18 protein-coding genes are annotated in these 26913 nt (G+C 55.6%); 9 read left to right on the forward strand and 9 right to left on the reverse strand.

Features of this window, described 5'->3' with window-relative positions:
• Positions 1-2 precede the first annotated feature (2 nt).
• From bcsB to ACMYSL_RS01470, 6 genes are all read left to right on the forward strand, one after another.
• Entirely contained in the window at positions 3-2354 is a 2352-nt protein-coding gene (gene bcsB, locus ACMYSL_RS01445) for a cellulose biosynthesis cyclic di-GMP-binding regulatory protein BcsB (protein ID WP_434661184.1), read from the forward strand.
• Between the two features lie 3 nt (positions 2355-2357).
• The gene (gene bcsZ / locus ACMYSL_RS01450; protein ID WP_434661185.1) at positions 2358-3467 is read left to right on the forward strand and encodes a cellulose synthase complex periplasmic endoglucanase BcsZ; all 1110 of its coding nucleotides are present in this window, start codon (positions 2358-2360) and stop codon (positions 3465-3467) included.
• Positions 3449-6934, forward strand: a complete 3486-nt coding sequence (gene bcsC, locus ACMYSL_RS01455) for a cellulose synthase complex outer membrane protein BcsC (RefSeq protein WP_434661186.1) — start codon at positions 3449-3451, stop codon at positions 6932-6934. The genes bcsZ and bcsC overlap by 19 nt, the downstream gene beginning before the upstream one ends.
• A gap of 393 nt (positions 6935-7327) precedes the next feature.
• The gene (gene hmsP, locus ACMYSL_RS01460) at positions 7328-9334 is read left to right on the forward strand and encodes a biofilm formation regulator HmsP (RefSeq protein WP_434661187.1); all 2007 of its coding nucleotides are present in this window, start codon (positions 7328-7330) and stop codon (positions 9332-9334) included.
• Positions 9335-9487: 153 nt separating this feature from the next.
• Positions 9488-10774, forward strand: coding sequence for a dicarboxylate/amino acid:cation symporter (locus tag ACMYSL_RS01465; protein WP_110276204.1), 1287 nt, complete (start codon positions 9488-9490; stop codon positions 10772-10774).
• 221 nt (positions 10775-10995) lie between these two features.
• Positions 10996-12495 carry a M16 family metallopeptidase gene (locus tag ACMYSL_RS01470; RefSeq protein ID WP_434661188.1) on the forward strand — a complete coding sequence of 500 codons (1500 nt, stop codon included), beginning with the start codon at positions 10996-10998 and terminating at the stop codon, positions 12493-12495.
• A gap of 292 nt (positions 12496-12787) precedes the next feature.
• Here ACMYSL_RS01470 and ACMYSL_RS01475 read toward each other — a convergent pair whose 3' ends face one another.
• Positions 12788-13717 (reverse strand): sugar kinase, encoded by a 930-nt coding sequence (locus tag ACMYSL_RS01475; RefSeq protein ID WP_182235233.1) that lies wholly within the window; start codon positions 13715-13717, stop codon positions 12788-12790.
• A 195-nt stretch (positions 13718-13912) separates the two neighbouring features.
• Between ACMYSL_RS01475 and ACMYSL_RS01480 the strand changes: the two genes are divergently transcribed.
• Positions 13913-15964: an AsmA family protein gene (locus ACMYSL_RS01480; RefSeq protein WP_182235232.1), complete on the forward strand. Its 2052-nt coding sequence runs from the start codon at positions 13913-13915 to the stop codon at positions 15962-15964.
• A 50-nt stretch (positions 15965-16014) separates the two neighbouring features.
• On the opposite strand, the gene ACMYSL_RS01485 is transcribed toward ACMYSL_RS01480, so the two are convergent.
• The 3 genes from ACMYSL_RS01485 to ACMYSL_RS01495 form a co-directional block, all read right to left on the reverse strand.
• The gene (locus ACMYSL_RS01485) at positions 16015-17337 is read right to left on the reverse strand and encodes an MFS transporter (protein WP_110276200.1); all 1323 of its coding nucleotides are present in this window, start codon (positions 17335-17337) and stop codon (positions 16015-16017) included.
• Positions 17338-17606: 269 nt separating this feature from the next.
• The gene (gene yhjD / locus ACMYSL_RS01490; protein ID WP_182235231.1) at positions 17607-18638 is read right to left on the reverse strand and encodes an inner membrane protein YhjD; all 1032 of its coding nucleotides are present in this window, start codon (positions 18636-18638) and stop codon (positions 17607-17609) included.
• Positions 18639-18896: 258 nt separating this feature from the next.
• A complete protein-coding gene (locus tag ACMYSL_RS01495; RefSeq protein WP_182235230.1) occupies positions 18897-19796 on the reverse strand; it encodes a LysR family transcriptional regulator in 900 nt (299 codons plus the stop codon).
• A 119-nt stretch (positions 19797-19915) separates the two neighbouring features.
• Between ACMYSL_RS01495 and ACMYSL_RS01500 the strand changes: the two genes are divergently transcribed.
• Both ACMYSL_RS01500 and ACMYSL_RS01505 read left to right on the forward strand, forming a co-directional pair.
• Positions 19916-20674 (forward strand): SDR family NAD(P)-dependent oxidoreductase, encoded by a 759-nt coding sequence (locus tag ACMYSL_RS01500; RefSeq protein WP_434661189.1) that lies wholly within the window; start codon positions 19916-19918, stop codon positions 20672-20674.
• A 355-nt stretch (positions 20675-21029) separates the two neighbouring features.
• Positions 21030-21638: a LuxR C-terminal-related transcriptional regulator gene (locus tag ACMYSL_RS01505; protein ID WP_434661190.1), complete on the forward strand. Its 609-nt coding sequence runs from the start codon at positions 21030-21032 to the stop codon at positions 21636-21638.
• On the opposite strand, the gene ACMYSL_RS01510 is transcribed toward ACMYSL_RS01505, so the two are convergent.
• The 5 genes from ACMYSL_RS01510 to ACMYSL_RS01530 form a co-directional block, all read right to left on the reverse strand.
• Complete coding sequence (locus tag ACMYSL_RS01510) at positions 21635-22063, reverse strand: lysozyme (protein ID WP_434661191.1); 429 nt, start codon at positions 22061-22063, stop codon at positions 21635-21637. The two genes, ACMYSL_RS01505 and ACMYSL_RS01510, sit on opposite strands and share 4 nt — an antisense overlap.
• A gap of 52 nt (positions 22064-22115) precedes the next feature.
• The gene (locus ACMYSL_RS01515; RefSeq protein WP_434661192.1) at positions 22116-22664 is read right to left on the reverse strand and encodes a GNAT family N-acetyltransferase; all 549 of its coding nucleotides are present in this window, start codon (positions 22662-22664) and stop codon (positions 22116-22118) included.
• Between the two features lie 68 nt (positions 22665-22732).
• Positions 22733-24385 carry an alpha,alpha-trehalase gene (locus ACMYSL_RS01520; protein ID WP_182235225.1) on the reverse strand — a complete coding sequence of 551 codons (1653 nt, stop codon included), beginning with the start codon at positions 24383-24385 and terminating at the stop codon, positions 22733-22735.
• A gap of 245 nt (positions 24386-24630) precedes the next feature.
• The gene (locus tag ACMYSL_RS01525; RefSeq protein ID WP_182235224.1) at positions 24631-25491 is read right to left on the reverse strand and encodes a ketose-bisphosphate aldolase; all 861 of its coding nucleotides are present in this window, start codon (positions 25489-25491) and stop codon (positions 24631-24633) included.
• 3 nt (positions 25492-25494) lie between these two features.
• Complete coding sequence (locus tag ACMYSL_RS01530) at positions 25495-26907, reverse strand: PTS fructose transporter subunit IIC (RefSeq protein WP_434661193.1); 1413 nt, start codon at positions 26905-26907, stop codon at positions 25495-25497.
• Positions 26908-26913: the final 6 nt, after the last annotated feature.

Raw genomic sequence — 26913 nt, forward strand, 5'->3', positions numbered from 1 at the left:
CGATGAACAGAAAACTCTCCTTGATTTGTGCAGTAGCGGTGAGCATTGGCGGCTGGTCCCCCTTCGCTTCGTATGCGGAACCGACGGCAGCGGTAGCTGCGGCACCGGAAGCGGCACAGACGACTACCGTGCCCGGTATTGCCGGGGTGGTTGCTGATAGCCAGCCAACGGCGGCCCTTGCTGACCCGGCGGCCCCGGTGGTGATATTGGATAATGCTCCGACCCGCGACGTAAAGCTCACCTTCGCCAAAATCGCCCCGCCTCCGGGCAGTATGGTGCTGCGCGGTGCGCGTCCTGATGGCTCGGTAGAGTTCGGTATGCGCAGCGATGAAGTGGTGGCGAAAGCGCTGCTTAACCTCGACTACACGCCATCGCCGTCGCTGCTACCGATCCAGTCGCAGCTGAAGGTCTATCTTAACGATGAGCTGATGGGCGTTTTGCCGGTCACTAAAGAGCAACTGGGCAAAAAAGTCAGCGCGCAGATCCCGATAGATCCGCTGTATATCACCGACTTTAACCGCGTGCGCCTGGAGTTCGTTGGCCACTATCGTGATGTCTGTGAAAACCCGGCCAGCAGCACCCTGTGGCTGGACGTGGGCCGCGAAAGTTATCTGGATTTAACCTATCAGTCGCTGAACGTGCGCAACGATCTCTCGCATTTCCCGGTCCCATTCTACGATTCCCGCGATAATCGCCAGCTCACGCTGCCGATGGTCTTTGCTTCCGCGCCGGATGTTCAGCAGCAGCAGGCGGCGGCGATTATCGCCTCGTGGTTCGGCAGCAAAGCGGGTTGGCGCGGCCAGCAGTTCCCGGTTCACTTCAACGCGCTGCCGGATCGTAATGCCATTGTTTTTGCCACCAACGATAAGCGCCCGGACTTCCTGCGCGAGCACCCGCCGGTTAGCGCGCCGACTATCGAAATGATCGACCATCCGAGCAACCCTTACGTCAAGCTGCTGGTGGTATTCGGTCGTGATGATAAGGACCTGCTGCAGGCGGCGAAGGGGATTGCTCAGGGCAATATTCTGTTCCGCGGCAGCAGCGTGACGGTTGACGATGTGAAAGAGCTACAGGCACGGAAGCCTTACGATGCGCCAAATTGGGTGCGCACCGACCGGGCGGTGACCTTTGCTGAGCTGAAGACCTACGAACAGCAGCTGCAATCCAGCGGACTGGTGCCGGATTCCATTAATGTCGCGCTGAACCTGCCGCCGGACCTGTATCTGCTGCGCGCCAACGGCATCGATATGAATCTGAACTATCGCTACACCATGCCGCCGATCAAAGACAGCTCACGCATGGATATCAGCCTGAACGATCAGTTCTTACAGTCTTTCAGCCTCAACAGCTCGCAGGATGTGAATAAGCTGATTCTGCGCCTGCCGGTGCTGCAGGGGCTGCTGGATGGCAAAACGGAAGTCACAATCCCGGCATTGCGTCTCGGGGCGATGAACCAGTTGCGCTTTGATTTCCAGTATATGAACCCGATGCCCGGCGGTTCCATTGATAACTGTATTACCTTCCAGCCGGTACAGAACCACGTGGTGATTGGCGACGACTCGACCATCGACTTCTCGAAGTACTATCACTTTATGGCGATGCCGGATCTGCGCGTGTTTGCTAACGCGGGCTTCCCGTATAGCCGTATGGCCGATCTGTCCGACACCCTGGTTGTGGTACCAAAAGCGCCGACTGAGGGCCAGGTTGCTACGCTGCTGGAGACCACCGGCGGCATCGGTGCGCAAACCGGTCTGGCGTCAATTAACCTACGCATGACCGATGACGGTAGCCAGATTAAAGACAAAGATGCCGACCTGCTGTTGATTGGCTCCATTCCGCAGGCGCTGAAGGACGACACCAAAATTAATCTGCTGGTTGAAGCGACCAAAAGCTGGGTGAAAATGCCAATGCGCCACTACGACCTGGCGAGCATTTACCCTGATCTTGAAGCCAGAACGCCGAATACCCGCACTGATATCACCTCGTCCGGGCCGATGGCGGCCATTATCGGCTTCCAGTCGCCTTACAACGATCAGCGCAGCGTCGTTGCGCTGCTGGCCGATAGCCCGCGCGGTAACGAACTGCTGACCGCAGCGCTGAACGACAGCGGCAAACGCGCGGCGATGTTTGGTTCCGTTTCAGTCATTCGTGAGTCGGGCGTGAACAGCCTGCGGGTGGGGGATGTGTATTATATCGGGCATCTGCCGTGGTTCGAACGCATTTGGTTTGCGCTCTCCAGCCATCCGGTGCTGCTGGCGATTCTGGCGGCGGTGAGCATCGTGCTGCTGGCGTGGGTGCTGTGGCGGATGCTGCGTATTATCAGCCGTCGTCGCCTCGACCTTGATGATGAGTAATCGATGATGAATGCAGTACGCGGAGTGGTGTTATCGGTATTGATTCTGGCGGCGGCGCAGGTTAGCGCCGCCTGTCAGTGGACGGCCTGGGAGCAGTTTAAAAAAGAGTACGTCAGCGCCGAAGGGCGGGTTATCGACCCCAGCGATTCACGAAAAATCACCACTTCGGAAGGGCAAAGCTACGCGTTGTTCTTTGCCCTGGCGGCCAATGACCGCGAGGGTTTTAGCAAGCTATTTGAGTGGACGCAAAACAACCTCGCGGAGGGTGACCTGCGCGCGCATCTGCCGGGCTGGTTGTGGGGTAAAAAGAGTGATGATGAGTGGACGGTTCTCGATAGCAACTCGGCGTCTGATTCCGATTTATGGATAGCCTGGTCGCTGCTGGAAGCCGGACGCTTGTGGAAAATGCCGCAATACACTGAAGTCGGTAAAGCGCTGCTGGCGCGGATTGCCGATGAAGAAATCGTGACGGTGCCGGGGCTCGGGCCGCTGGTGTTGCCGGGGAAAGTTGGTTTCGTCGATGACGGCGGCTGGCGCTTTAACCCCAGCTACCTGCCGCCGCAGCTGGCGACCTACTTTGCCACTTTTGGCGCTCCATGGCCGAAGGTACGCGAAGCGAATCTGCGCCTGCTGCTGGAGACCGCGCCAAAAGGTTTTTCGCCTGACTGGGTACGCTACGAAAAAGGCAAAGGCTGGCAGTTGAAAGCGGATAAACCCATTATCGGCAGCTATGACGCCATTCGCGTCTATTTGTGGGCCGGTATGCTTGACGACGGCGATAAGCAAAAAAAATCTCTGCTGGCGCGCTTTAAGCCGATGGAAACCCAGACTATCAGCCAGGGCGTGCCGCCGGAAAAAACCAATATCGCTAATGGTAAAACCACCGGCAATGGCCCGGTTGGCTTCTCCGCGTCGCTACTGCCATTTTTGCAAAATGACGACGCCCGCGCCATTCAGCGCCAGCGCGTCGCTGACGATTACCCCGGTGCGGATGCTTACTACAGCGCGGTCCTGACCCTTTTCGGTCAGGGATGGGATCAACACCGTTTTCGCTTCACCGCCGCTGGCGAATTACGACCTGACTGGAACCAGGAATGCACAAGTTCTCACTAAGCTTATTCACGCTCTCTTTAAGCGTCGCGCTGATGCCGCTGGCGCACGCCGCGAACACGCCCGCTCAGCAACATCTGCTGGAGCAGGTGCGCCTCGGCGAGGCCAGCAATCGTGAAGACCTGGTACGTCAGTCGTTGTATCGCCTGGAATTGATCGACCCAAATAACCCGGATGTGGTGGCCGCGCGAATGCGTTACCTAATCCGCCAGGGCGATACCGCCGGTGCGCAGAAACAGCTTGAGCGTCTGGCTAAATTGGCCCCGGACTCGACGGAGCTCAAAACCTCACGTAACGAGATGGATATCAGCACCGGCGATGGTCGCCAGGAGCTACAGCAGGCCCGTCTGCTTGGCGTTGCCGGGAAAGTTGATGAAGCGATTGCTGCTTACGAGAAGTTGTTCAACGGCGTACCGAGCGATGAAAACGCAGCGATTGAGTACTGGACGCTGGTGGCGCGTCTGCCATCACGCCATAACGAGGGCGTCAATCAGCTAAAAAAACTTAACGCCAGCTCGCCGGGCAACGTCCAGCTGCAAACGGCGCTGGCGAAACAGATGTTTGGCGACAATAAGCCGGAAGAGGGATTCGCTTATCTTGAGCAGATGTCGCGCTCGGCGGCGGGCCGCGGTATCGCTGCCGATATGTGGTTTACTGAAGTCAAAAGCATGCCGGTTAGCAAGGCCAGCGTGCAGGCCCTACAGCGATTTCTGATGCAGTTCCCTACCGGCTCCGCCTCGGCCAATGCTCGGGTGCTGCTCGACCAACAGCAGACACAGCTTAAAGATCCGACGTTCCGCGATCGTGCTGAAGGTCTGGCGGCGGTGAAAGCTGGAAAAGGTTCGGTGGCCGTCGCCGATTTGCAGCAAGCCGTAAGGGCGGATGCCAAAGACAGCGATGCGGTTGGCGCGTTAGGGCAGGCGTACTCCCAGCGCGGCGATCGGGCGCGGGCGGTTGCTCAGTTGAGTAAAGCCATCAAAATGGACCCGGATAGCCCGAGCCGCGACAAATGGGACAGCCTGCTCAAGACCAACCGCTACTGGCTGCTGATCAAGCAGGGCGACAACGCGCTGAAAAGCGGCCAGTTGGCGCAGGCGCAAAATTATTACGCTCAGGCGCAGCGAGTAGACAATACCGACAGCTATGCGGTGCTGGGTTCGGGAGATGTGGCGGCGGCGCGTAAAGAAAACGCGGCGGCGGAGCGTTACTACCAGCGCGCGCTGCGCATGGACCGCGGCAATAGCCTGGCGGTGCGAGGCCTTGCCAATCTCTATCGCGCCGAATCGCCGGAAAAAGCCAGCGCCTACATTGCCAGCCTGTCGCCGGGCCAGCGGCGCAGCATTGACGATATCGAGCGCAGCCTGACTAACGATCGGCTGGAGAAACAGGCCGAATTGCTGGAGAGCCAGGGCAACTGGGCGCAGGCGGCGGAAGTACAGCGCCGAAGGCTGGCGCTGGATCCGGATAGCGTATGGATAACTTACCGCTTATCGCGGGATCTGGTCAGCGCGGGCAGTCGTAGTGAAGCTGATGCGCTGATGCGTGCGATGGTCAACCGCAAGCCCGGCGATGCCGACCGGATTTATGCTTATGGCCTCTATTTATCCGGTAACGATCAGGATGAGATGGCGCTGGCACAGATTAACGCTCTGCCGCGTGGGCAGTGGACGGACAATATTCGCGAGCTGGATGCGCGTCTGCAAAGCGACAAGATCTTGCGTCAGGCAAACCAGCTGCGCGATGGCGGTCAGGTGGCGCAGGCCATTGCGCTGATCAAACAGCAGCCGACGTCGGTGCGCTACGAGCTAACCCTTGCGGACTGGGCGCAGCAGCGCGGCGACAGTCGGACGGCGATAGCGGAATATCAGCAGGTCCTCGGGCAAGAGCCGAGTAACGGCGATGCGCGTCTGGGCCTTGCGGAAGTCTATCTTGCCTATGGCGATAAAAATGCCGCTCGGGCCCAGGTGGCGCAGCTCAAGGGCGAGGATGTTGGCTCCATCAATATGCAGCGACGCATTGCTCTCACGCAGGCGGGTCTCGGCGATAGCGTTCAGGCGCAGCAAACTTTCGCCCGTATTGTTCCGCAAGCGAAAGCCCTGCCGCCGTCGATGGAAAGCGCGCTGGTGCTGCGTGATGCCGCGCGCTTCCAGGCGCAAAACGGTGAGCCGCAGCAGGCGCTGGAGGGTTACAAAGATGCGATGGTGGCCTCCGGCGTGACCCGCGTGCGCCCACAGGATAACGACACTTTCACGCGCCTGACGCGTAATGACAGCAGTGACGACTGGCTGAAGCGCGGAGTGCGTAGCGATGCTGCCGATCTGTATCGTCAGCAGGATCTGAACGTCACCCTTGAGCACGATTACTGGGGATCCAGCGGTACCGGCGGCTATTCCGACCTGAAAGCGCATACCACCATGTTGCACGTGGATGCGCCGCTTGCCGACGGGCGGATGTTCTTGCGTACCGACCTGGTCAATATGGATGCCGGTAGTTTTTCTACGGATAGCGACGGCAGCTACTCGCCGAGCTGGGGTACCTGTGGTGAAATCGCCTGTACTGGCGGCAGCAAACACCAAAGCGACAGCGGCGCCAGCGTTGCGGTGGGTTGGAAGAACGACACCTGGAGCGGCGATATCGGCACCACGCCGATGGGCTTTAACGTCGTTGATGTGGTGGGTGGCCTGAGCTACAGCAGCGATGTTGGCCCGCTGGGCTACACCGTTAACGTTCACCGTCGACCCATTTCCAGTTCGTTGTTGGCTTTTGGCGGGCAGAAAGATAACGGTAATGATGGTCATACCGGTAAGACCTGGGGCGGAGTGCGCGCCGACGGCGGTGGGCTTAGCCTGAGCTACGATAAGGGCGAGGCCAACGGCGTGTGGTCGTCGCTGGGCGTTGATCAGCTGACGGGTAAAAACGTCGCCGACAACTGGCGTGTGCGCTGGATGACCGGCTACTACTACAAAGTTATTAATGAAGATAATCGCCGGGTGACAGTCGGCCTGAACAATATGCTCTGGCACTACGACAAGGACCTGAGCGGCTATACCCTTGGCCAGGGCGGTTACTACAGTCCGCAGGAGTATGTCTCCTTCGCGGTGCCGGTGACCTGGCGTCAGCGGACGGAAAACTGGTCCTGGGAGCTGGGCGGTTCCGTTTCCTGGTCCCATTCGCGGACCAAAACAGAAGCTCGCTATCCGCTGCTGAATTTGATTCCCTCGCAGTATCGCAACGCAGCCAGCCAACTGACGGAAGAAGGCAGCAGCAGTTCGGGCGTCGGCTATACCGCCCGGGCGCTTGTTGAGCGGCGGGTGACCGGCAACTGGTTTGTTGGGGCGGCGGTGGATATTCAGCAGGCGAAGGATTACACCCCAAGCCATGCGTTGCTTTATGTTCGCTACTCGGCTTCCGGCTGGCAGGGTGATATGGATATCCCGCCACAGCCGCTGGTCCCTTACGCCGACTGGTAGCAGATTAGCCTGAATTACGTGACAGGGCGTCACTCCACGACGCTCTTCGCGTATACTCGTCACACTTCGCCCGCCTTTGGCAATACCGATCGTTTTTTCCCGGTGGCGCTGCGGCTTCCCGGGCTACGGGTCCGTGCGGTCTGGGTTTGTAGCCCGGACAGGCGCGCCGCGGCGCCTCCGGGAATTGCCCTCGGTGACCGGGGCTACGGGTCCGTGCGGTTTGGGTTTTGTAGCCCGGACAGGCGTTTTGCGCCGCCTCCGGGAAGGCACCCCAGGACATCGCTGCACACCTTGCGGGCGCGAGCGAATGATTTGAGTATATAATCAGCCTGAAAACGACCGGCGTGGAGGGATCTGCGTCGGGCCAGCGTTCAGTATCAGTGGAGAACCCCGTTGCGCGTCAGCCGTTCACTTACAATTAAACAGATGGCGATGGTCGCGAGCGTGTCCATGGCGTTTGTATTGGTCTTCTGCTCTATTTTGCTGTTCCACTTTGTACAGCAGAGTCGTTTTACCACGGCCACGCAGTTAGAAAGCATCGCGCGTTCCGTTCGCGAACCGCTGTCAGCGGCTATCCTCAAAGCCGATATTCCTGACGCGGAAGCCATTCTGAGCCGCATTCAGCCTGCAGGCATCGTCAGCCGGGCGGATGTGGTATTACCGAATCAATTCCAGGCGCTGCGGATGCGCTTTATCCCCGAGCGCCCGGTGCCGGTCATGATCACCCGCATGTTTGAGCTGCCGGTGCAGATTTCATTACCGATCTATTCCCTTGAACGACCGGCTAACCCGCAGCCGCTGGCCTATCTGGTGCTCCAGGCCGACTCGTATCGCATGTATAAGTTCGTGATGAGTACCCTGTCGACGTTAGTAACTGCTTACTTACTTCTGGTGCTGATTCTGACAGTGGCAATCACCTGGTGCATCAACCGCCTGATAGTACGGCCTCTGCGCAAAGTCGCCCGCGAGCTTAACGATGTTCCACTGCAGGAGCGTCTGGGCCACCAGCTCACGCTGCCACGCCTGCATCATGACGATGAGATCGGCATGCTGGTGCGCAGCTACAACCGTAACCAGCAGACCCTGCTGCGCCTGCACGATGAACTCTCTTTACAGTCGACCCGCTTTCCGGTCTCCGACCTGCCCAATAAAGCCTTTTTGATGGCGATGCTGGAGCAGACCGTTGCCCGCCCGCAGCCCTCGGCGCTGCTGGTTGTTGCCTGCGAAACCTTACAAGATACTGCTGGCGTGCTGAAAGAGACGCAGCGTGAAATGCTGCTGCTAACCCTGGTTGAAAAGCTGCGGGCGATCATTCCTGCGCAAATGGTGCTGGCCCAGGTCAGCGGTTATGACTTCGCAATTCTGGCCAGCGGCATTACCGAACCCTGGCAGGCGGTGACGTTAAGTAAGCAAGTACTTACTGTCGTAAATGAGCGTTTGCCGCTGCATGGTATTCAGCTTCGCCCCTGCGCCAGCATCGGTATTGCGATGTTTAATGGCGAGATCAACGCCGAACAACTCTATCGCCGGGCGTTTTCCGCCGCGGTGACCGCGCGGCGTAAAGGGAAAAACCAGATTGAGTTCTTCGATCCAGAGCAAATGGAAAAAGCGCAGCGCCGATTAATGGAGGAGCACGATATTCTGACGGCGCTCGATAACCAGCAGTTTGCTACCTGGCTGCAATCGCAGGTGGATACCGCCAGCGGTGAGGTGTGCGGTGCGGAAGTGCTGCTGCGTCAGCGTCAGGCGGACGGCAGTTGGTCGCTGCCGGGGGATCTGATTGAGCGTATCGAAGCCTGTGGGCTGATGGTTCCGGTCGGCTACTGGGTAATGGAAGAGGCCTGTCGGCAGCTTGCCGCCTGGCAAAATCAGGGGATCATGCTGCCGCTGTCGGTTAACGTGTCGTTGCTACAGTTACTGCACCACGATCGTGGCGCCGAAATGCTGGCGCTGCTTTCGCGCTACCGTATCGCGCCGGGAACGCTGGTACTGGAAGTGACCGAGAGTCGCCGGATAGACGATCCGCAGGCGATAATCTCCCTGTTACGCCCACTGCGTGAAGCCGGCGTGCGGATTGCATTGGATGATTTTGGTATGGGCTACGCGGGCCTGCGGCAGCTGCAGCATATTAAATCGCTGCCGGTGGACATTCTGAAAATCGATAAAGTCTTTATCGATATGTTACCGGACGATATCAGCATGGTTCCGGCGATTATCCAACTGGCGCGCGGTCTGAATTTGCGTATTGTCGCGGAAGGGGTCGAAAACCAGGCGCAGTATGCCTGGCTGCAGGAGGCGGGAGTAGAAGCGGTTCAAGGATATCTATTTGGCTGCGCCATGCCGCCAGACGCTTTTATGGCACGGTTTTTAAAGACCGATGCTGAGGATGCAAATTTGTAACGATATTGTTAGCTTGTACGAGTCAGCTCTAAAAAATTAACAATTCCATTGCAATTTAACTCCTCGTTATTTCTGAAATGTTTCTTGGGTGTTATTTTTAAGCCACAGACGCGATATCCACTCTTTGTCTGTGGTTTTTCCCAAAGGACACCTATGAAAATCTCTTTCTTTAAAAGCCTTTATGTTCAGGTTTTATCGGCCATCGCGATCGGTATTCTGCTGGGCCACTTCTACCCGGAACTGGGCGCGCAGATGAAACCCCTCGGCGATGCCTTCGTTAAACTGATTAAAATGATTATTGCACCGGTTATCTTCTGTACAGTCGTGACAGGGATTGCCGGGATGGAAAGCATGAAGGCCGTCGGCCGCACCGGGGCGGTTGCGCTGCTCTATTTTGAAGTCGTGAGCACCATCGCGCTGATTATCGGCCTGATTATTGTCAACGTGGTGCAACCCGGCGCGGGAATGAACGTGGACCCGGCGACCCTCGACGCGAAGGCCGTGGCGGTTTACGCCGAACAGGCGAAAGATCAGGGCATTGTGGCGTTTTTGCTCGATATTATCCCCGGCAGCGTGATCGGCGCTTTTGCCAGCGGCAACATTCTGCAGGTGCTGATGTTTGCGGTGCTGTTTGGTTTTGCGTTGCACCGACTGGGCAGCAAAGGCCAGCTGATTTTCAACGTTATCGAAAGCTTCTCACAGGTCATCTTCGGCATCATCAACATGATTATGCGCCTGGCGCCAATCGGTGCTTTCGGGGCAATGGCCTTTACCATCGGTAAATATGGCGTCGGGACGCTGGTGCAGCTTGGTCAGCTGATCGTCTGCTTCTACATCACCTGTATCCTGTTTGTGGTAGTGGTACTGGGGTCGATAGCCAAAGCCACCGGCTTCAGTATCTTTAAATTTATCCGCTATATTCGTGAAGAACTGCTGATTGTGCTGGGAACCTCTTCATCTGAGTCAGCGCTGCCGCGCATGCTCGATAAGATGGAAAAACTCGGCTGCCGTAAGTCGGTGGTGGGGTTGGTTATTCCAACGGGCTACTCATTTAACCTCGATGGCACCTCCATCTATCTGACGATGGCGGCAGTGTTTATCGCTCAGGCAACCAACAGCCACATGGATATTTTCCATCAGATAACCCTGCTGGTGGTGCTGCTGCTCTCATCGAAAGGCGCGGCGGGCGTAACGGGCAGCGGATTTATCGTCCTCGCGGCGACCATTTCCGCCGTCGGCCATTTGCCAGTAGCCGGTCTGGCGTTAATCCTCGGTATCGACCGCTTTATGTCCGAGGCGCGTGCGCTGACTAACCTGGTGGGTAACGGCGTGGCAACTATCGTGGTCGCTAAATGGGTAAAAGAGCTGGACTCCAAACAGCTGGATGATGTCCTGAATAACCGTACTCCAGCGAGCAAATCGCACGAATTATCCTCATAAATCCACCTGTTAGGCCCGTTGTCCCTTGCTGGACTCCGGGCTCCTGCGCATAATTAGGGGTCGCTGCCGCTTGCACGGTGGTGACCCTTATGATTTTTTAACGTCTACATGCGACATTTTCATCTCCGCGTGGTCTAAACGACGTACTTAACTCACCACATTTTTTCGGCGGCCCGCCTGTGGGCTGCTGTTGTAACCAGGATTGTTCATCAGGGGTTCACATGCAGGGCACAAAAATTCGACTCTTAACCGGTGGTTTGCTGATGATAGCGGCGGTCGGTTATGTGCAGGCAGAAGCGCTCCAGCCGGACCCGGCCTGGCAACAGGGGACACTTGCGAATGGGTTTCAGTGGCAGGTTTTAGCCACCCCGCAGCGTCCCAGCGATCGTATCGAAGTTCGCCTGTCCGTGAATATTGGCTCGCTGAGCGAAAGCACTCAGCAGAGCGGCTTTAGCCACTTTATCCCGCGTCTTGCACTGACGCAAAGCGGTAGCCTCCCGACCATGCAGGCGCGTTCTTTGTGGCAGCAGAGTATTGACCCTAAGCGTCCTCTGCCGCCCGCCATCGTTTCTTATGACTACAGTTTGTTTAATCTGAGTTTACCGAATAACCGCAATGATCTGCTGAAAGAAGCGCTGAGCTGGTTGGCGAGCGCTAGCGGTAAAATGTCGATCACCCCGGAAACGGTCAACCACGCGCTACAGGGCGAAGACATGGTGGTGACCTGGCCTGCGGATACCAAAGAAGGCTGGTGGCGCTATCGGCTGAAAGGCTCAACGATGTTGGGGCACGATCCAGCGGCACCGTTGAAACAACCGGTTGATATCGCTCAGCTCAAAGATTTCTATCAAAAATGGTATACCCCGGACGCCATGACCCTGATTGTGGTCGGCAATGTGGACAGCCGCAGCGTCGCGGAACAGATCAACAAAACCTTTGGTGGCCTGAAGGGCAAGCGCGAAACGCCAGTAGCGGTTCCGACGTTATCCCCGCTGCCGACAGCGCCGGTCAGCATCATGACCGATGCGGTGCGCCAGGATAAGCTGTCGCTGATGTGGGATACGCCGTGGCAGCCTATTCGTGAATCGGCAGCGCTCCAGCGTTATTGGCGTGATGATCTTGCGCGTGAAGCGCTGTTCTGGCACGTACAGCAGAATCTGAGCAAGAGTAATATCAAGGATATCGGCCTGGGCTTTGATTGTCGTGTGCTCTACCAACGCGCGCAGTGTGCGATCAATATCGAATCGCCGGGTGAGCGCCTGAACGCCAACTTGACGACCGTGGCGCGTGAGCTGGCGAAAGTGCGCGATAACGGCCTGCCGCAGGATGAGTTTGATGCTCTGATTGCGCAGAAAAACCTTGAGCTACAGAAGCTGTTCGCCACCTATGCGCGTACTGATACGTATATTCTGATTAGCCAGCGGATGCGTTCGTTGCAAAACCAGGTGGTGGATATTGCTCCCGAGCAGTATCAGAAGCTGCGCCAGGAGTTTCTTAACTCGCTGACGGTCGATATGCTCAATCAGTATCTGCGTCAGCAACTATCGCAGGATATGGCGTTGGTATTGCAGCAGCCGCAGGGCGAGCCGGAGTACAACATGAAGGATTTGCAGGCGACGTGGGAAAAACTGATGATGCCTGCGCCAACGGCGGCGACCAGCAGCGCCAGCGATGTTGTGGAAGGGCGTAACGAAGTCACTGATATTCCGCCGGGGCAGTAAAGAAAAACCGGATAGCAATGCTATTCGGATTTGCTAATGGCAAATCTGTTTTGGGTATTGCGCCGGGTGTTTTCCCCCGGCGGCGATGCTGCGCATCTATCCGGGCTACCAGTCAGCAGACGGCCGTGAACCCGTAGCCCGGTCAGCGCAGCGCCACCGGGAAGCAGCAGCGCCGGTGTATCAGCCCCTGCACATTTCCCGGAGGCGGCGCTGGCGCGCCTTGTCCGGGCTACCGGCCCGCAGAGCGCTGTGACAATAGCGCAGCGCGAGCCGGGAATCAGCGACGCTACAGTTACTGCGGCATCGCTTCGCGCGGGATAACCGCGCCGCGATACTGAATTACCGTGCTGGCGGTCAGGTGTCCGCGTTTCGCCGCAGACTCTGCATCGCCGCCGGTCAGGCGCACGGCCAGATAGCCCGCGCTGAATGAATCGCCAGCAGCGGTAGTATCAACCACTTTCTCTTTCGGCAGCTTCACGGCCGGGATTTCCAGCTGCGGTTGACCGACAATCGCTACCAGGCAAGAGTCAGCGCCGCGTTTAACCACCACTTCTTCAACGCCAGCGGCGTGAGTGCGGGCGATCACTTCTTCGACCGGCTTCTCTCCCCACAGCGCATCTTCGTCGTCGAGAGTCAGGAACGCGATATCAGTACAGGTCAGCATCTGCTGATAAACCTGCTGCGTCTCTTCTTTGCTGCTCCACAAGCGCGGGCGATAGTTATTATCAAAAATCACCTTGCCGCCGTTTGCGCGGCATTCACGCAGCAGCGTTAGCAGCTTCTCGCGACTCGTCGGACTAAGGATAGCCAGGCTGATACCGCTAAGGTAAAGGTAATCAAACGTTGCCAGCTCTTCGCAGATAGCCGCAGACTGCTCGCTCTCCAGCCAAAATTTCGCCGCCGCTTCATTGCGCCAGTAGTAAAACGTACGCTCACCGGTGTCGTCGGTTTCGATGTAATACAGGCCCGGCAAACGGTCAGCCATACGCTGTATCAGGTCCGTCTGGACATTTTCACCTTGCCAGGACTCCAACATCTGCTGGCTAAAAGTATCCGTCCCCAGCGCGGTGACGTAATGCACACCAAGCACGCTGGCGTCGGTCTGACGGGCAATATAGACGGAGGTATTTAAGGTATCGCCGCCAAAGCCACGGTTTACCGCCGCGCCTTTCTCTGACAGCTCAATCATGCATTCGCCAATGACGGCAATTTTCTTAGACATAGTGAGGACCTGAAATTAAATCAATATTAACCCTAGTGTGCGCTGGGCCGCTTTTATGGTCAATGATATTAAAACAACGTTCCATTATTTTTTTGACATAACGCGGATTATGTGACGAAAACCTCATTCGGCGGAGCACCTGGCGTTTCTCAACTATATTCAGGACTAACATGTTGCAAAAGGAGTGCAAAGGGGATGAGCAGAACCCGTAAAACCGTTGCGATTATCTCGGGAACGATAGTCTTACTGATCGTTGTGTTTTTTATTGTGCTGGCGACCTTTGACTGGAATCGCCTGAAGCCGACGATTAACCAGAAGGTTTCCGCTGAACTGAACCGACCGTTTGCCATTCGTGGCGATCTGGGCGTGGTCTGGGAGCGCCAGCCTGGCGAAAGCGGCTGGCGTAGCTGGGTCCCCTGGCCGCACGTTCACGCCGAAGATATCGTCCTCGGCAACCCGCCAGACATCCCGCAGGTGACGATGGTACATCTGCCGCGAGTTGAAGCGACCCTCGCGCCGTTGGCGTTGCTCAGTAAGACGGTCTATTTACCGTGGATCAAGCTGGAGCAACCGGACGCACGGTTGATTCGATTGTCGGAGAAAGCGAATAACTGGACATTTGATCTCGCCTCGAACGATGCGGCGAATAAAAACGCGCCGCCTTCCAGCTGGTCTTTCCGCCTCGACAATATTCTTTTCGATCGCGGCAAGATTGCTATTGACGATAAAGTGACCCGCGCCGACGTCACGATTATGGTCGACCCGCTCGGTAAACCGCTGGCGTTTAGTGAGGTGACGGGTGAAAAGGGCAAGGGCGAGTCGCAAAAAGTCGGCGATTACGTCTTCGGCCTGCAGGCGAAAGGCAGCTATAACGGGCAGCCGCTCTCCGGGACGGGAAAAATCGGCGGCATGCTGGCGCTGCGCAGTGAAGGGACGCCGTTCCCGCTACAGGGTGATTTTCGTTCCGGCAATTCCCGGGTAGCGTTCACCGGTACGGTTAACGATCCGCTTAACCTCGGCGGGGTCGATCTGCGGCTGAAATTTTCCGGCGATTCGCTGGGCGATCTCTACGACCTGACCGGCGTTCTGCTGCCGGATACGCCCGCTTTCTCAACCGATGGGCATCTGCGGGCCACTTTCAAGGATAAGAGCGGTTCACGTTTTGCCTATCAGGATTTTAATGGCCGCATCGGCGAGAGCGATATTCACGGTTCGCTGACCTACACCACCGGTAAACCCCGGCCTAAGCTCGAAGGCGATCTGGAGTCCCGACAGCTAAGATTGGCGGATTTAGGCCCGCTGATCGGCGTCGATTCCGGGGGGAAAGGAAGTAAAACGGAACAACGTAAAGGCGAAGCCTCACCGCAGCCCGCCGGGAAAGTGTTGCCATATGACCGTTTTGAAACCGACAAATGGCAGGTGATGGATGCGGATGTGCGCTTTAAAGGGCGCAAGATTGAGCACGGCGGGACGCTGCCGATTAGCGATCTCTCCACCCACGTGATCCTTGAACGAGGCGACCTGCGCCTGCAACCGCTACGTCTTGGCCTCGCCAACGGGACTATCGCTGGCAGTATTCATCTTCAGGGAGATAAAAAGCCGCTACAGGGCACGGCGAATCTACAGGCGCGGCGTCTGAAGCTGAAAGCGCTGATGCCAAACGTGGAAATGATGCAGAAAACCCTTGGTGAGATGAATGGCGATATCCAGCTTCGTGGGACCGGTAATTCCGTCGCCGCGCTGCTGGGCAACAGTAACGGTAATTTGAAGCTGTTGATGAACGACGGGCTGATTAGCCGCAACCTGATGGAAATTCTTGGCCTGAACGTCGGTAACTTTATCATTGGGCAGATCTTTGGCGATGACGAAGTGCGGGTGAACTGTGCGGCGGCGAATATCGATGTGACCAACGGCGTCGCCCGGCCACAGGTGTTTGCCTTTGATACAGAAAATGCGCTGATCAACGTGACCGGTACCGCCAGCTTTGCCTCGGAGCAGCTGGATCTGACTATCGATCCGGAGAGTAAGGGCTTTCGCATTATCACTCTGCGTTCGCCGCTGTATGTGCGCGGTAGCTTTAAATCACCGAATGCGGGCGTGAAGGCGGGACCGTTGATTGTGCGCGGTGCGGTGGCGGCAGCGTTGGCGACGTTGGTCACTCCGGCCGCAGCATTACTGGCGTTGATATCGCCTGCAGAGGGGGATGAGAATCAGTGTCGGGCGATTTTATCGCAGATGAAAAAATAAGGATGGGGATTCGCCCTCGGCTGCACAGAGCCGGGGGCGAAGTCAGTGCGTTACAGCGATTGATGGCGCGTTTCGTGAGTGAGCAGCAGCGCAATCATCGTCAGCGCCGCCATTGCGGCCAGGTAGAGCCCAACCGCAGGCAGACCGTAGTTGCCCTGCAGCCAGGCGGCGATATACGGCGCCACGGAAGCCCCGAGGATCGACGAGACGTTATACGAGAACGATGCGCCGGTATAGCGAACTTCGGTCGGGAACAATTCTGGCAGCAGCGCGCCCATCGGGCCGAAGGTCAGCCCCATCAGGCTCAGGCCAAGCAGCAGGAAGGCAAAGACCAGTACTGGATTGCCGGAGCCAAGCAGCGGTTTAAAGGCAAACAGCGCGAAAAGGATGATCAGCGTGGTGATAACGACCATGCTTTTACGACGACCAAATGCATCCGCCAGCAGGCCCGCAACCGGCACCATCACGCCAAAACCAATTACCGCCATCATTAGCATCCACAGCACTTCGTTGCGCGGCAGACCGAGGCCAATCGGCGCGGCGGCGGTGCTGAAGGTCATGGAGTAGACGGTCATGATGTAAAACAGCGTATAGGTCGCCAGCATGATGAATGTGCCGAGAACGGTCACGCGAACGTGCTTTGTCAGCAGAGTGCCTAACGGGATTTTCACCTGTTTCTTGGCGGCGGCGACTTTAGCGAACACCGGCGACTCGTGCAGCGAAACGCGGACGTACAGGCCGATGATCACCAGCACAGCGGAGAAGATAAACGGCATACGCCAGCCCCATTCCATAAACTGCTGGTCGGTCAGCAGCCAGGAGAGCAGCAGGAAGGTCCCGTTAGCGAAGAAGAAGCCGATAGGCGCACCGAGTTGTGGGAAAGAGCCGTACAGCGCGCGTTTGCGCGGAGGAGCATTTTCCGTGGCCAGCAGCGCCGCACCGCCCCATTCACCGCCAAGGCCGAGGCCCTGACCGAAGCGCGCCAGCGCCAGCAGTACCGGGGCCATAATGCCAATGGTTTCATAGCCCGGCAGCAGGCCGATAACTACGGTAGAGATCCCCATCGTGAGCAGTGAGGCCACCAGCGTCGCTTTACGGCCTACGCGGTCGCCAAAGTGACCAAATACCGCGGAACCAATAGGACGGGCAATAAAGGCGATCGCGAAGGTCGCCAGCGATTGTAGCGTCGCGGCAGCGGGGTCGCCCTGCGGGAAGAAAATGTGCGGAAATACAATAACCGCCGCGGTGGCATAAATATAGAAGTCGAAGAACTCAATGGCGGTACCGATGAGCGAGGCGACGACGACTTTATTGCGTGAGTTAACCGGTACGGTTTCCTGCGCGTTGTCGAGTGTTGTGGCTGTGGCTTGCATAGATCTTTCTTATTTTTTGCGAACGAAAGGCCATATAGCCACAGCCTTGGGGACATTTCAATCTGTAACAAGGGAAGCGGTAGTCTAAAAAACAGGCAAAAAGTGAATAATTTCTGCACCAGAAGAATAAGTTCTATGAAATGCTTCACATAATTAAAATAATGGTTGATAAAACCAGGTTTAGGTTAAATAAAAGTTACATGTTGGATTTATCTGCTGAAATGATGGGTTGGGCTGAATTTTGCGACTTAATTCAGCCCAATGATTGCTCAATCGTGGGTTTTACCCGGCATTCGGCGGTCATCTTTATACTCGGCGGTGGCAATCCATGCGGCGCAGAAAAGCGTCAACCGGGCGAAGAAATAGAAGAAGGCCATGATCCCCAGCACCGAGCCAAACGCCGCGCCGGAAGGGGATTTCACCAGCGCTGGTAGCGTCCAGGTCATGATGATTTTGATTATCTCAAAGCCAATAGCCGCAATCAGGGTGCCGCGAATCAAGGCCTTGCGGCGGGGACGATGGCGCGGGAGCCGCCAAAATATCCAGAAAAATAATAGATAGTTGGCGAAAATGGATATCGCCAGGCCAATCAGTCGCCATGCTGGTTTCAGCCACTCAATGCTATCGAGATAGAGCGCCGAAATAATCATTTGCTGGGCCGAGCCTGCGACAGAGGTGATTGATAAGGTAATCACCAGCGCAACCAGCAGGCCTATTAGCGAGATAAGATCACGGAAGTATTTTACCCAAATCTTCTCCTGATCTTGTGGCGTGCGTTCCCAGACGTCGCGCGACTGGGCGCGAATCGCTTCGCGCAGGTTGCCCATCCAGTTAATCCCGGAGTAGAGCGCCACCAGCAGGCCGACGATACCGACGGTGGTACGCTGCTGCACGGCGGTGCTGATGGTATTTTTCAGCGTTGCCGCCAGCATCGGGTCACTAACGTTGAGCAGGATTTTATCAAAAATATCCTGTAGCAGCGTGGGGTGCGAAGCCAGAACAAAACCGGCGGCGGCGAAAGAGACCATCAGAATGGGGATCATCGATAAAAACGAGAAGTAGGTGATTGCAGCGCCAAACTGATTGCCCAGCCGGTCGTTGAAGCGTTCAGCCGCGCGGATCAGATGCGCAATAATGGGGTTGCGCTGAACTTTTTCTGCTGTCCCGGTGACGCTTTTTAGCGCCTGATTGGCTTTTTTGGCGACGGTGGAGTCGTTGATCGCAGCGAGGGTGCTTTTGTTTTTTTCCGGCTGTTGGCCCGGATCCTGGGTCGGGCGTTGAGCGTCGTTTTCCGGCGTCATAAATTATTTCTTCCTTTCTTTACAGCTGTATTCATCAAAATTATATACATAAAATCGTGGATAAGGCGTTTGAGGGGGACATGAGCGTTGTGGATGAAGTGCGTTCATCTCGAATTTCCGATGGCATTTAGCTCGAATAGGTCCACGAAAAATTAATAACATTATGATATTGTTGGTTTTGTAGGCCGGGTAAGGCGACAGCCGCCACCCGGCGGAAATGTCAGCACAATCTCAAATACAGATTTTTCACCATTCTGATTAATCAACATAGCTTTTCATCAGCCCGCCCAGCCACTCCATAAATAGATGCACCCGGCGTGAAAGATTACGCCGGTGCGGGTAGAGCAATGAAACCGGCAGCGGTTCGGCGCGATAGTGGGGCAGAATTTCAATCAGCTCACCGGTGCGCAGCATCTCGCGAACGCCGGTACGTGGTACCTGAATAATCCCCAGTCCTGCCAGACACGATGCCTGATAGGTCTCGGTGCTGTTGACGGTGAGTACTCCGCCAGTTTTGACCCAGCGAACCACACCGTCGCTGACCACTTCAAACCCCAGCGGGCGAACACCCAGATTGCTGGCGTAGTGGATCAGCGCATGATCGGCCAGATCGTCGAGCGATTGCGGGTAGCCGAATCGCGCCAGATACTGCGGGCTGGCGCAGTTGATTTGCGTTAATTTCCCCAGCGGACGTGCGATGAGACCGGAGTCTTTCAGCGTGCCGACGCGCACCACACAGTCAAATCCTTCACGAACCACATCGACCAGCCGATCGCTGCTGCTCAGTTCCAGTTCGATACCGGGGTACTGTTGCAAAAATCCCGGTAGTTGCGGAATGACCAGCCTTTTAGCCAGACTTACCGGCATATCTACCCGCAGGCGTCCGCTGATGCTGGAGGGGTCAAGCTGGAACATGCCGTCCAGTTCGTCGAGGTTGCTAAGCAGATCCCTTGCGCGTTCGTAATAGACCATACCGTCCTGAGTGAGCTGCACCCGGCGGGTTGTGCGGTGCAGCAGGCGAGTGCCAAGGTGGCTCTCCAGCGCCTGAATCTGACGCGATACGCTACCTTTAGGCAGGCCGAGGGTATCGGCGGCGCGAGAAAAACTCTCCAATTCCGCTACCCGAATAAACAACTGCATTGCGTGAATTTTATCCATCCCGGAAGCCTATTGTTGTTTATATTGAAACAGTAAAACGTAATCTAGCGTATTTATTATGCTTATTGCATCTAATAAGCTCTTCAACCATACAAACACAATGGTGAAGGGGTTTTCTGATGACACAACGTATTGCTTTAGTGACCGGCGGCAGCCGCGGATTGGGAAAAAGCGCCGCGCTGAAGCTGGCGGCGAAGGGAACCGATATTATTCTGACTTACCACAGCAACTCGCAGGCGGCGCTGGAAGTTGTCGCAGAAATTGAGCGAACAGGCGTGAAGGCAGCGGCATTATCTTTAAACGTCGGTGATGTTAGCAGTTTTGAAAGCTTTGCTCAGAAGGTGGCAGAATTACTTCAGCAGCGCTGGCAGCGCGACACCTTCGACTATTTATTGAACAATGCCGGTATCGGTCTGAACGTTGCTTTTGCGCAGACCAGCGAAGCCCAGTTTGATGAGTTGATGAACATCCAGTTTAAGGGACCGTTCTTCCTCACCCAGCGCCTGCTGCCGTTATTGCAGGATGGGGGACGAATTCTCAATGTTTCCAGCGGGCTGGCGCGTTTTGCTCTGCCAGGCTATGCGGCTTATGCCTCAATGAAAGGGGCGATGGAAGTGCTGACACGCTATCAGGCAAAAGAACTGGGAGCGCGGGGAATATCGGTCAATATCATCGCTCCAGGCGCGATTGAAACCGATTTTGGCGGCGGCGTGGTGCGGGATAACGCGCAGGTCAACCAGCATATCGCCGCGCAAACGGCGCTGGGAAGAGTCGGTTTGCCGGATGATATCGGCGATGCCATTGCCGCGTTGCTGAGTGACGATCTTCACTGGATGAACGCCCAGCGGGTGGAAGTCTCCGGCGGTATGTTTGTATAATCAGTCTGTCCCCCAGCATGCTGGGGGACGGCATTTAATGCGCTTTCTTATTCCGTAACATTCTTTCCGCGTTTTGCCATCGCCCGCGTTGCCGGGTTGGTTTAGAATCCATAAATTAATATTATTAACATATCTATTCGCCCACTTAATTAAGGATTTCCTTAATTCAAATGTAATAAATATTGTGAATGCGTAATGGTGACGATAAGGCATGTAACCATTCATTGTTATGATATTTCATTAATCCCCTCCATCGGTAAAATGCCCCAGGCCAAACAGCGAGTTCTTATTTTATCTTGCTGATATTACCCTTCCCCCTCATTTTATCGGGCGTTTTTTCGATGGAGATAAATCCATGCAGGTAATCATGTTTGACAGGCAGTCGATATTTATTCATGGAATGAAAATTGGCCTTCAGCAACACATTCCTGAAATTGATATTTTTGGTACCTGTCAGGCAGAGCAACTCTGGCAGAAGCTGACGGCGCATCCGGAAGCTCTGCTGATTCTGGATGGCGATATGCACAGTGAATTTTGCTGCTGGTTGTTACAGGAAAAACAGCTACGCTTTCCGCAAACTCAGGTGCTGCTGATCGTTTCTGATGATAACAAGAGCTGGCTGCAGCGTGTGCTCTCCTACAATGTGCGCGCTATTGTTCAGCGCGAAGAGAGTCTGCAAACTTTTGCCCAGGCGATAAACAGCATCCTGCTTGGGCTGCTTTGTTTACCAGGCGATTGGTTAATGACCGCAGAAACCCGGGATAATAAATTGGTTCATTTGAGCCATCGCCAGCGTGAGATTCTCCAGTTGCTGGCTGCGGGAGATTCGAATAAAGAGATTAGCCGGGCTTTAAATATTAGCGCCGGTACAGTAAAGGCTCATCTTGAGTCGTTGTATCGCCGACTGGATGTGAAAAATCGTACTCAGGCGGCGATGGTGTTTAATGGCGTCAGCGAAGCTTAATCCACAGCAACGGAAAATCTTTCACACTCTTCTTGCCGTTGCTGATGGCCGCTGCGGATATTTCTCCACGCGGCCAGCGCTTGTGCAAATCGCTGCTGGTTGAGGTGAGTCAAAATAGTATTGAGTGCGGGAGACGCCGGGCCACAGCTAAAGGCTAAAGAGACCAGCGCATCGTATTGTGATTGATTGAGCGGAATGTTGAGGTTCCGCTGGAGTTCCCGTTGGCATTGCAGGAGATCCACGATAAGTAAAGTATCCGCGACCTCCCGCGTAAAATGACTGAAGGTTTCATAGTCATTGAGAACATGGCCGTAGCCAATCACGCGCAGGCCGTTCTCATCCCAATAGGGGTCGAGCGCTAATCCTTGAACTTGTTTAATAAAGTTCAGACCCTGCGGGCTTAGCGACGGTTTCGGTGGGGGCATTTTGGCTTCCTCTGTTTCTGGCCTGCAGTGTAGAGGAAAAGTTGACCACTCCCTATTCGCCAGATGGCCCAGGCTGGTTGTAATCGTGACGCAGCAGGCCAAATAGCCAGTCATTATGCCAACGACCGTTGAGCCAATAACATTCGCGCAGCTCGCCTTCCTGACGAAATCCAACCTTCTGTAGCAAGCTTTTTGACGCCTGATTGCCCGCGGTGACGGTTGCGGTGAGCCGCCTGATGCCGCCTGCGGAGAAGGCGTAATCGCACAGCGCGCGCAGGGATTCATAGCCGTAACCTTTGCCCAGCGCCTGAGGAGCAAACAGAAAACCAGCTTCTGCGCAATCAGGAGCGTGATGATGATATCCGGTAAGGCCAAGGGGCGCGTGGGTCTGTCGATCGCGTACCACCAGGCACAGCCAGTGGGCAGCGCCGGGCGACCATACAGGCAGGCGTGAGTCAAAAGCCTCGCGAATTTCAGCTACCGGGCGATCGTCGGCGACGTAAAGCATCACCTGGGGGTCTTGCTGCAAAGAGAGAAAAAACGGCCAATCATCGAGCTGCAGCGGTGAGCAGCGCAGGCGTGGTGTAAGGAGTTCAGGCATGATTTGGCTTCCGGCGAAAGTCGATGTCAAGAACATAGCAGGACATCGACTCCGGGAATAGTGACCGGCTACGAAGGTTCGCCGTACAGACCGATTAACCGCCGCACCACGCCGTTGGTCCAGCCGAAGCCATCCTGGAGCGGATATTCCCCGCCGCCGCCCTCATGCGGCGTGGCGCTGGCAATATGGTACTTTTCAATCAGCTTATGATGCCGTTTGTAGTAATGGTTCACCGTTTGCAGCCAGCTTTGGGCAATCTCGTCACCCAGCGGGTCCTGACCGTACATTTTAAAACCCTGCACCGCCATCCACTGAAGCGGCGCCCAGCCGTTGGGCTTATCCCACTGCTCGCCGCTTTCATACTCGGTCGCCATAATGCCGCCGGGAGTCAGCAGGCGTGCGCGTACCGCATCGGCGAGCTGGTCAGCTTGTTCATGGGTCGCCATACCGACGTACAGCGCAACGATGCTGGCGGCGGAGAAGAGCGCCAACTGCTCGCGACGCCAGTCGTAATCGCGAAAGCAGCCGCTCTCGTCGTCCCACAGGTAGCGGGTGACTGCCGCCCGGCGGTCGTTGGCCTTCTGGCGAAAGGCTGCTTCCGTCTCGCGATCGCCCTTCAGGCCAGAAAGATTGGCGATGGTGTTTTCCAGCTTGAACAGCAAGGCGTTCAAATCAATGGGGATAAACTGAGTGGTGCGGATACTCGCTAGCCGGGTAACATCGCGCAGCCAGCGGCTGGAGTAATCCCAGCCGGATTCCGCCCCGGCGCGCAGGTCGCGGTAAACCTCGTTCGGCGGTCGGCCGGAGCGTTTCGCCGTTTCCACATCTTCGCGCCAGGATTCGTCGCGCGGCGTATCGCGATCGTCCCAATAGCGGTTCAACAGCGAGCCGTCCGGCATGCGCACCACATGGCGATAGGCCTGGTTAGGTATCAGCGATTCCGCGCCGTCCATCCAGAAACGGTACTCCATTTGCAGATGGTCAAGATAACGTTTTGCGCCGCGCACGCCATCCTCCTCGAACAGTTCGACCATCAGCGCGAAGACCGGCGGCTGCGAGCGGCTGAGATAGTAGGTGCGGTTGCCGTTAGGGATATGGCCATACATTTCAATCATCCACGCGAAGTTGTCGGCCATGCATTTGAGCAGATCTTCCCGGCCGCTTTCCGCCAGCCCCAACATGGTGAAGTAGGAGTCCCAGTAATAGGTTTCGCTAAAACGCCCGCCGGGCACGATATAGGACTGCGGCAGCGCCAGCAGCGATGACCAGGGAATGTGATCCTGCGGTTCACGGGTGAGGATCGGCCACAGATTATCGATATGCTCTTTAAGCGATCGCTTGGGATCGGAAACATAATCCTCGGCGCGGTCGTCCGGCAGCCAGAAGTGTTCTTCAACGAACTGGCGTAAATCAAAGTCGGGCGTGCGTCTCACGCGACGATAGTGGATCAAAATATCCAGCGGATCCTGCTTCGGCGCGCAGTCGGGGAAGGTTTTGCTATCGACGAAAATACGTGACTTCTGCACGTGGGCGAACAGTTCCAGGTAGCGGTCAGCAGGGGTCAGGGCATCCGAGGCGGGCAGCCCTTCGATGATCTCCGGTTCAGGTTCGGCGTCGAACATTTCATCCAGTTTTAACTCATACGGATCGGCTTCGTAGCACAGATCGTTTTCGATCCTCAACTCGTCGTCATCAACGTTGCGTAATTTCTGGCTGAACATAGTTATGCGGGCCTCCGGATTGCGTCTGTAGAGGATGCCGGGCGCGCCCGACCTGTCTATTAAGCGTAGACATTCGCAGCGGGATGCGGGAGGTAAAGTGTGTTCTGGATCACATTAAAGGGGTAAAAATCAGAACATTCAATTTTATAACAATTTGAATTATATGCTTAATTTTATCTATCGGGATAATTCGCTTTTGATTGCTACGAGTTGTAAACGGGAGCCTGGTCAGGCCCCCGGTAAATTCAGAGGTAAAGTTCCGCTTTGCCGATGGAAGAAAACAGCCGCATTTTGTGTTCTACCACTGCACGAGCCGACGCCATCGGTTTGAGATACAGCGCGTTTGGTTCATGGCTGCTGGACTTGAGTTCCTCTTCCAGAGCGACAAAGAAGGCTTTTTTCATATCACTGGAAATATTAATTTTACCGATGCCGTACTGGATAGATTCGGCAACTTCACTGTCTTTATTGCCAGAACCGCCGTGTAAAACAAGGGGAATATTGATGCGCTGGTGAATTTCCTGGAGGCGCTCAATATCGAGTTTAGGCTGCATACCTGCCGGGTACAGGCCGTGAGAGGTCCCGATAGCCACCGCTAGCGTATCGACGCCTGTTTCGTTGACGAAGCGTTCCGCCTGCGCCGGGTCGGTAAACAAAATCTCGCTATGCCCGCCTTCTGAACTTCCCTGAGCGACGCCAATAGTGCCAAGTTCTGCCTCAACCGAAACGTTAACCGTGTGAGCGACTTCGACGACGCGGCGGGTGATCGCGATATTTTCCTCCAGCGACATTGCAGAAGCATCGATCATCACGGAGGTATAGCCAGTGCGAATTGCACGCATAATATGCTCAAAGGTTTGACCGTGGTCCTGGTGAATAACAACCGGCACGGAGGCGTTGACCGCCAGCTCACGTAAGTAACCAATAAAGGCGTCGCCCACAAATTCATGCTCTTCGGGATGAACCTCCATAATTACCGGCGAGCGCTGCGCTTCGGCAACCTCAATAACCAGGCGCGCGAATTCCGCCGAGGCAATATTAAACGCTCCCACACCAAATTTATTGGCCTGAGCAACGTGCAGTAGATCTTTCATATTAATCAGCATGGCTTAACTCTCCTGAATAGTTTGCAGGGCATCTTTTTTGATAAAGCGAAGGATGACGGCGGTCAGCAGCGCGCCCGCAGCAATCGCAAATAGATAGCCCAGTACGTTGGTAATGACATTGGGGATAAACATCACAAAGACGCCGCCGTGGGGAGCGCGGGAAGCGCAGCCTAGCGCCATTGAAAGCGCCCCGGCGAGCCCTGAACCAGCAACAATGGCTGGGATCACTCTGAGCGGATCGGATACTGCGTAAGGGATAGCGCCTTCGGTAATAAACGACAGCCCCAGTACATAGGTAACTTTGCCGGTTTCTCTTTCCTGGTCGGTGAATTTGCGTTTGAACAATGTGGTTGCGAGTGCGATGCCTAAAGGTGGCACCATACCTGCGGCCATACAGGCAGCAATAGGTTCGTAAATGCCGGTAGACATCAGGCCGATAGCAAACATACAGACGGTTTTATTCAGTGGGCCGCCCATATCAAAGGCCACCATCATGCCCATCATTAGCCCCATGATTGCGGCATTGGTATTGCCCATATTGGCCAAAAAGGCGGTGAGGGCTTCAAGCAGCAGCTTAATCGGCTCTCCAATAACCAGAATCATCAGCGCGCCGGTAATAAATACGCTGAGCAGGGGAACAATCAGAATCGGTTTTAGGCCAGCAATCGCTTTGGGGAGGTTGATATATTTTACGATTGCAAACGTGACGTACCCGGCCATAAAACCGGCCAGCAGCGCACCTAAAAAGCCTGAGCCAGTATGTATTGCCAGCATCCCTCCGACGGCCCCGGAAACAATTCCGGCGTTACCGCTGATGGATTTGCTGATACCGAGAGATAATATCGGCAGCATTAGCGCAAAAGCGGCGCCGCCGCCAATATCGGAAAGCATTTTGGCGAGAGGGCTAAAGTGGGGGTCGCCTGGCGTTGCGGCGGTAATACCAAAAGAAAAACTGAGCGCAATTAAGATGCCTCCGGCAACGACGAAGGGAATCATCAGGTTTACGCCGGTAATGAGATGGACATAGACCTGAGAAAGTAGCTTATTGCGCTCCCCAGCAGGAGGGGAATCAGCAGTCGGCGACTGGCTTGCATTTTGCTGCAATTCAGCAGTCAACTTGCCGGAAATAATATCCTGTAATAATCCTGCGGCATCTTTCGCTGCGCGCGTCACTGATACCCGAATCACTTTCTTCCCGGTAAAACGGGAGAGGTCAATCACTTTATCTGCGGCAATGAGAACGATATCTGCTTTTTTTATATCTTCCTGCGTAAATATATATTCACTTTCTACCGCTCCCTGTGTTTCAACAAGAATATTAATGCCAATCTTTTTTGCATTTTTCTTTAAGTTGGCTTCTGCAAGGTACGTGTGAGCGACGCCCGTTGGACAGGCGGTAATGGCTATGATGTTCACGTTTCT

This window comes from Klebsiella sp. MISC125 (genome assembly GCF_051131775.1).
Taxonomy (GTDB): domain Bacteria; phylum Pseudomonadota; class Gammaproteobacteria; order Enterobacterales; family Enterobacteriaceae; genus Klebsiella.

What these genes read in the sequence shown, in the direction of transcription:
- ACMYSL_RS01515 (WP_434661192.1), bottom strand. Translation starts at nt 22,664, where the DNA reads ATGCCTGAACTCCTTACACCACGCCTGCGCTGCTCACCGCTGCAGCTC.
- ACMYSL_RS01525 (WP_182235224.1), bottom strand. Translation starts at nt 25,491, where the DNA reads ATGCTGATTAATATGAAAGATCTACTGCACGTTGCTCAGGCCAATAAA.
- ACMYSL_RS01520 (WP_182235225.1), bottom strand. Translation starts at nt 24,385, where the DNA reads ATGTTCAGCCAGAAATTACGCAACGTTGATGACGACGAGTTGAGGATC.
- bcsB (WP_434661184.1), top strand. Translation starts at nt 3, where the DNA reads ATGAACAGAAAACTCTCCTTGATTTGTGCAGTAGCGGTGAGCATTGGC.
- ACMYSL_RS01470 (WP_434661188.1), top strand. Translation starts at nt 10,996, where the DNA reads ATGCAGGGCACAAAAATTCGACTCTTAACCGGTGGTTTGCTGATGATA.
- ACMYSL_RS01505 (WP_434661190.1), top strand. Translation starts at nt 21,030, where the DNA reads ATGCAGGTAATCATGTTTGACAGGCAGTCGATATTTATTCATGGAATG.
- ACMYSL_RS01510 (WP_434661191.1), bottom strand. Translation starts at nt 22,063, where the DNA reads ATGCCCCCACCGAAACCGTCGCTAAGCCCGCAGGGTCTGAACTTTATT.
- ACMYSL_RS01485 (WP_110276200.1), bottom strand. Translation starts at nt 17,337, where the DNA reads ATGCAAGCCACAGCCACAACACTCGACAACGCGCAGGAAACCGTACCG.
- ACMYSL_RS01465 (WP_110276204.1), top strand. Translation starts at nt 9,488, where the DNA reads ATGAAAATCTCTTTCTTTAAAAGCCTTTATGTTCAGGTTTTATCGGCC.
- ACMYSL_RS01475 (WP_182235233.1), bottom strand. Translation starts at nt 13,717, where the DNA reads ATGTCTAAGAAAATTGCCGTCATTGGCGAATGCATGATTGAGCTGTCA.
- ACMYSL_RS01495 (WP_182235230.1), bottom strand. Translation starts at nt 19,796, where the DNA reads ATGGATAAAATTCACGCAATGCAGTTGTTTATTCGGGTAGCGGAATTG.
- bcsC (WP_434661186.1), top strand. Translation starts at nt 3,449, where the DNA reads ATGCACAAGTTCTCACTAAGCTTATTCACGCTCTCTTTAAGCGTCGCG.
- bcsZ (WP_434661185.1), top strand. Translation starts at nt 2,358, where the DNA reads ATGATGAATGCAGTACGCGGAGTGGTGTTATCGGTATTGATTCTGGCG.
- yhjD (WP_182235231.1), bottom strand. Translation starts at nt 18,638, where the DNA reads ATGACGCCGGAAAACGACGCTCAACGCCCGACCCAGGATCCGGGCCAA.
- ACMYSL_RS01480 (WP_182235232.1), top strand. Translation starts at nt 13,913, where the DNA reads ATGAGCAGAACCCGTAAAACCGTTGCGATTATCTCGGGAACGATAGTC.
- ACMYSL_RS01500 (WP_434661189.1), top strand. Translation starts at nt 19,916, where the DNA reads ATGACACAACGTATTGCTTTAGTGACCGGCGGCAGCCGCGGATTGGGA.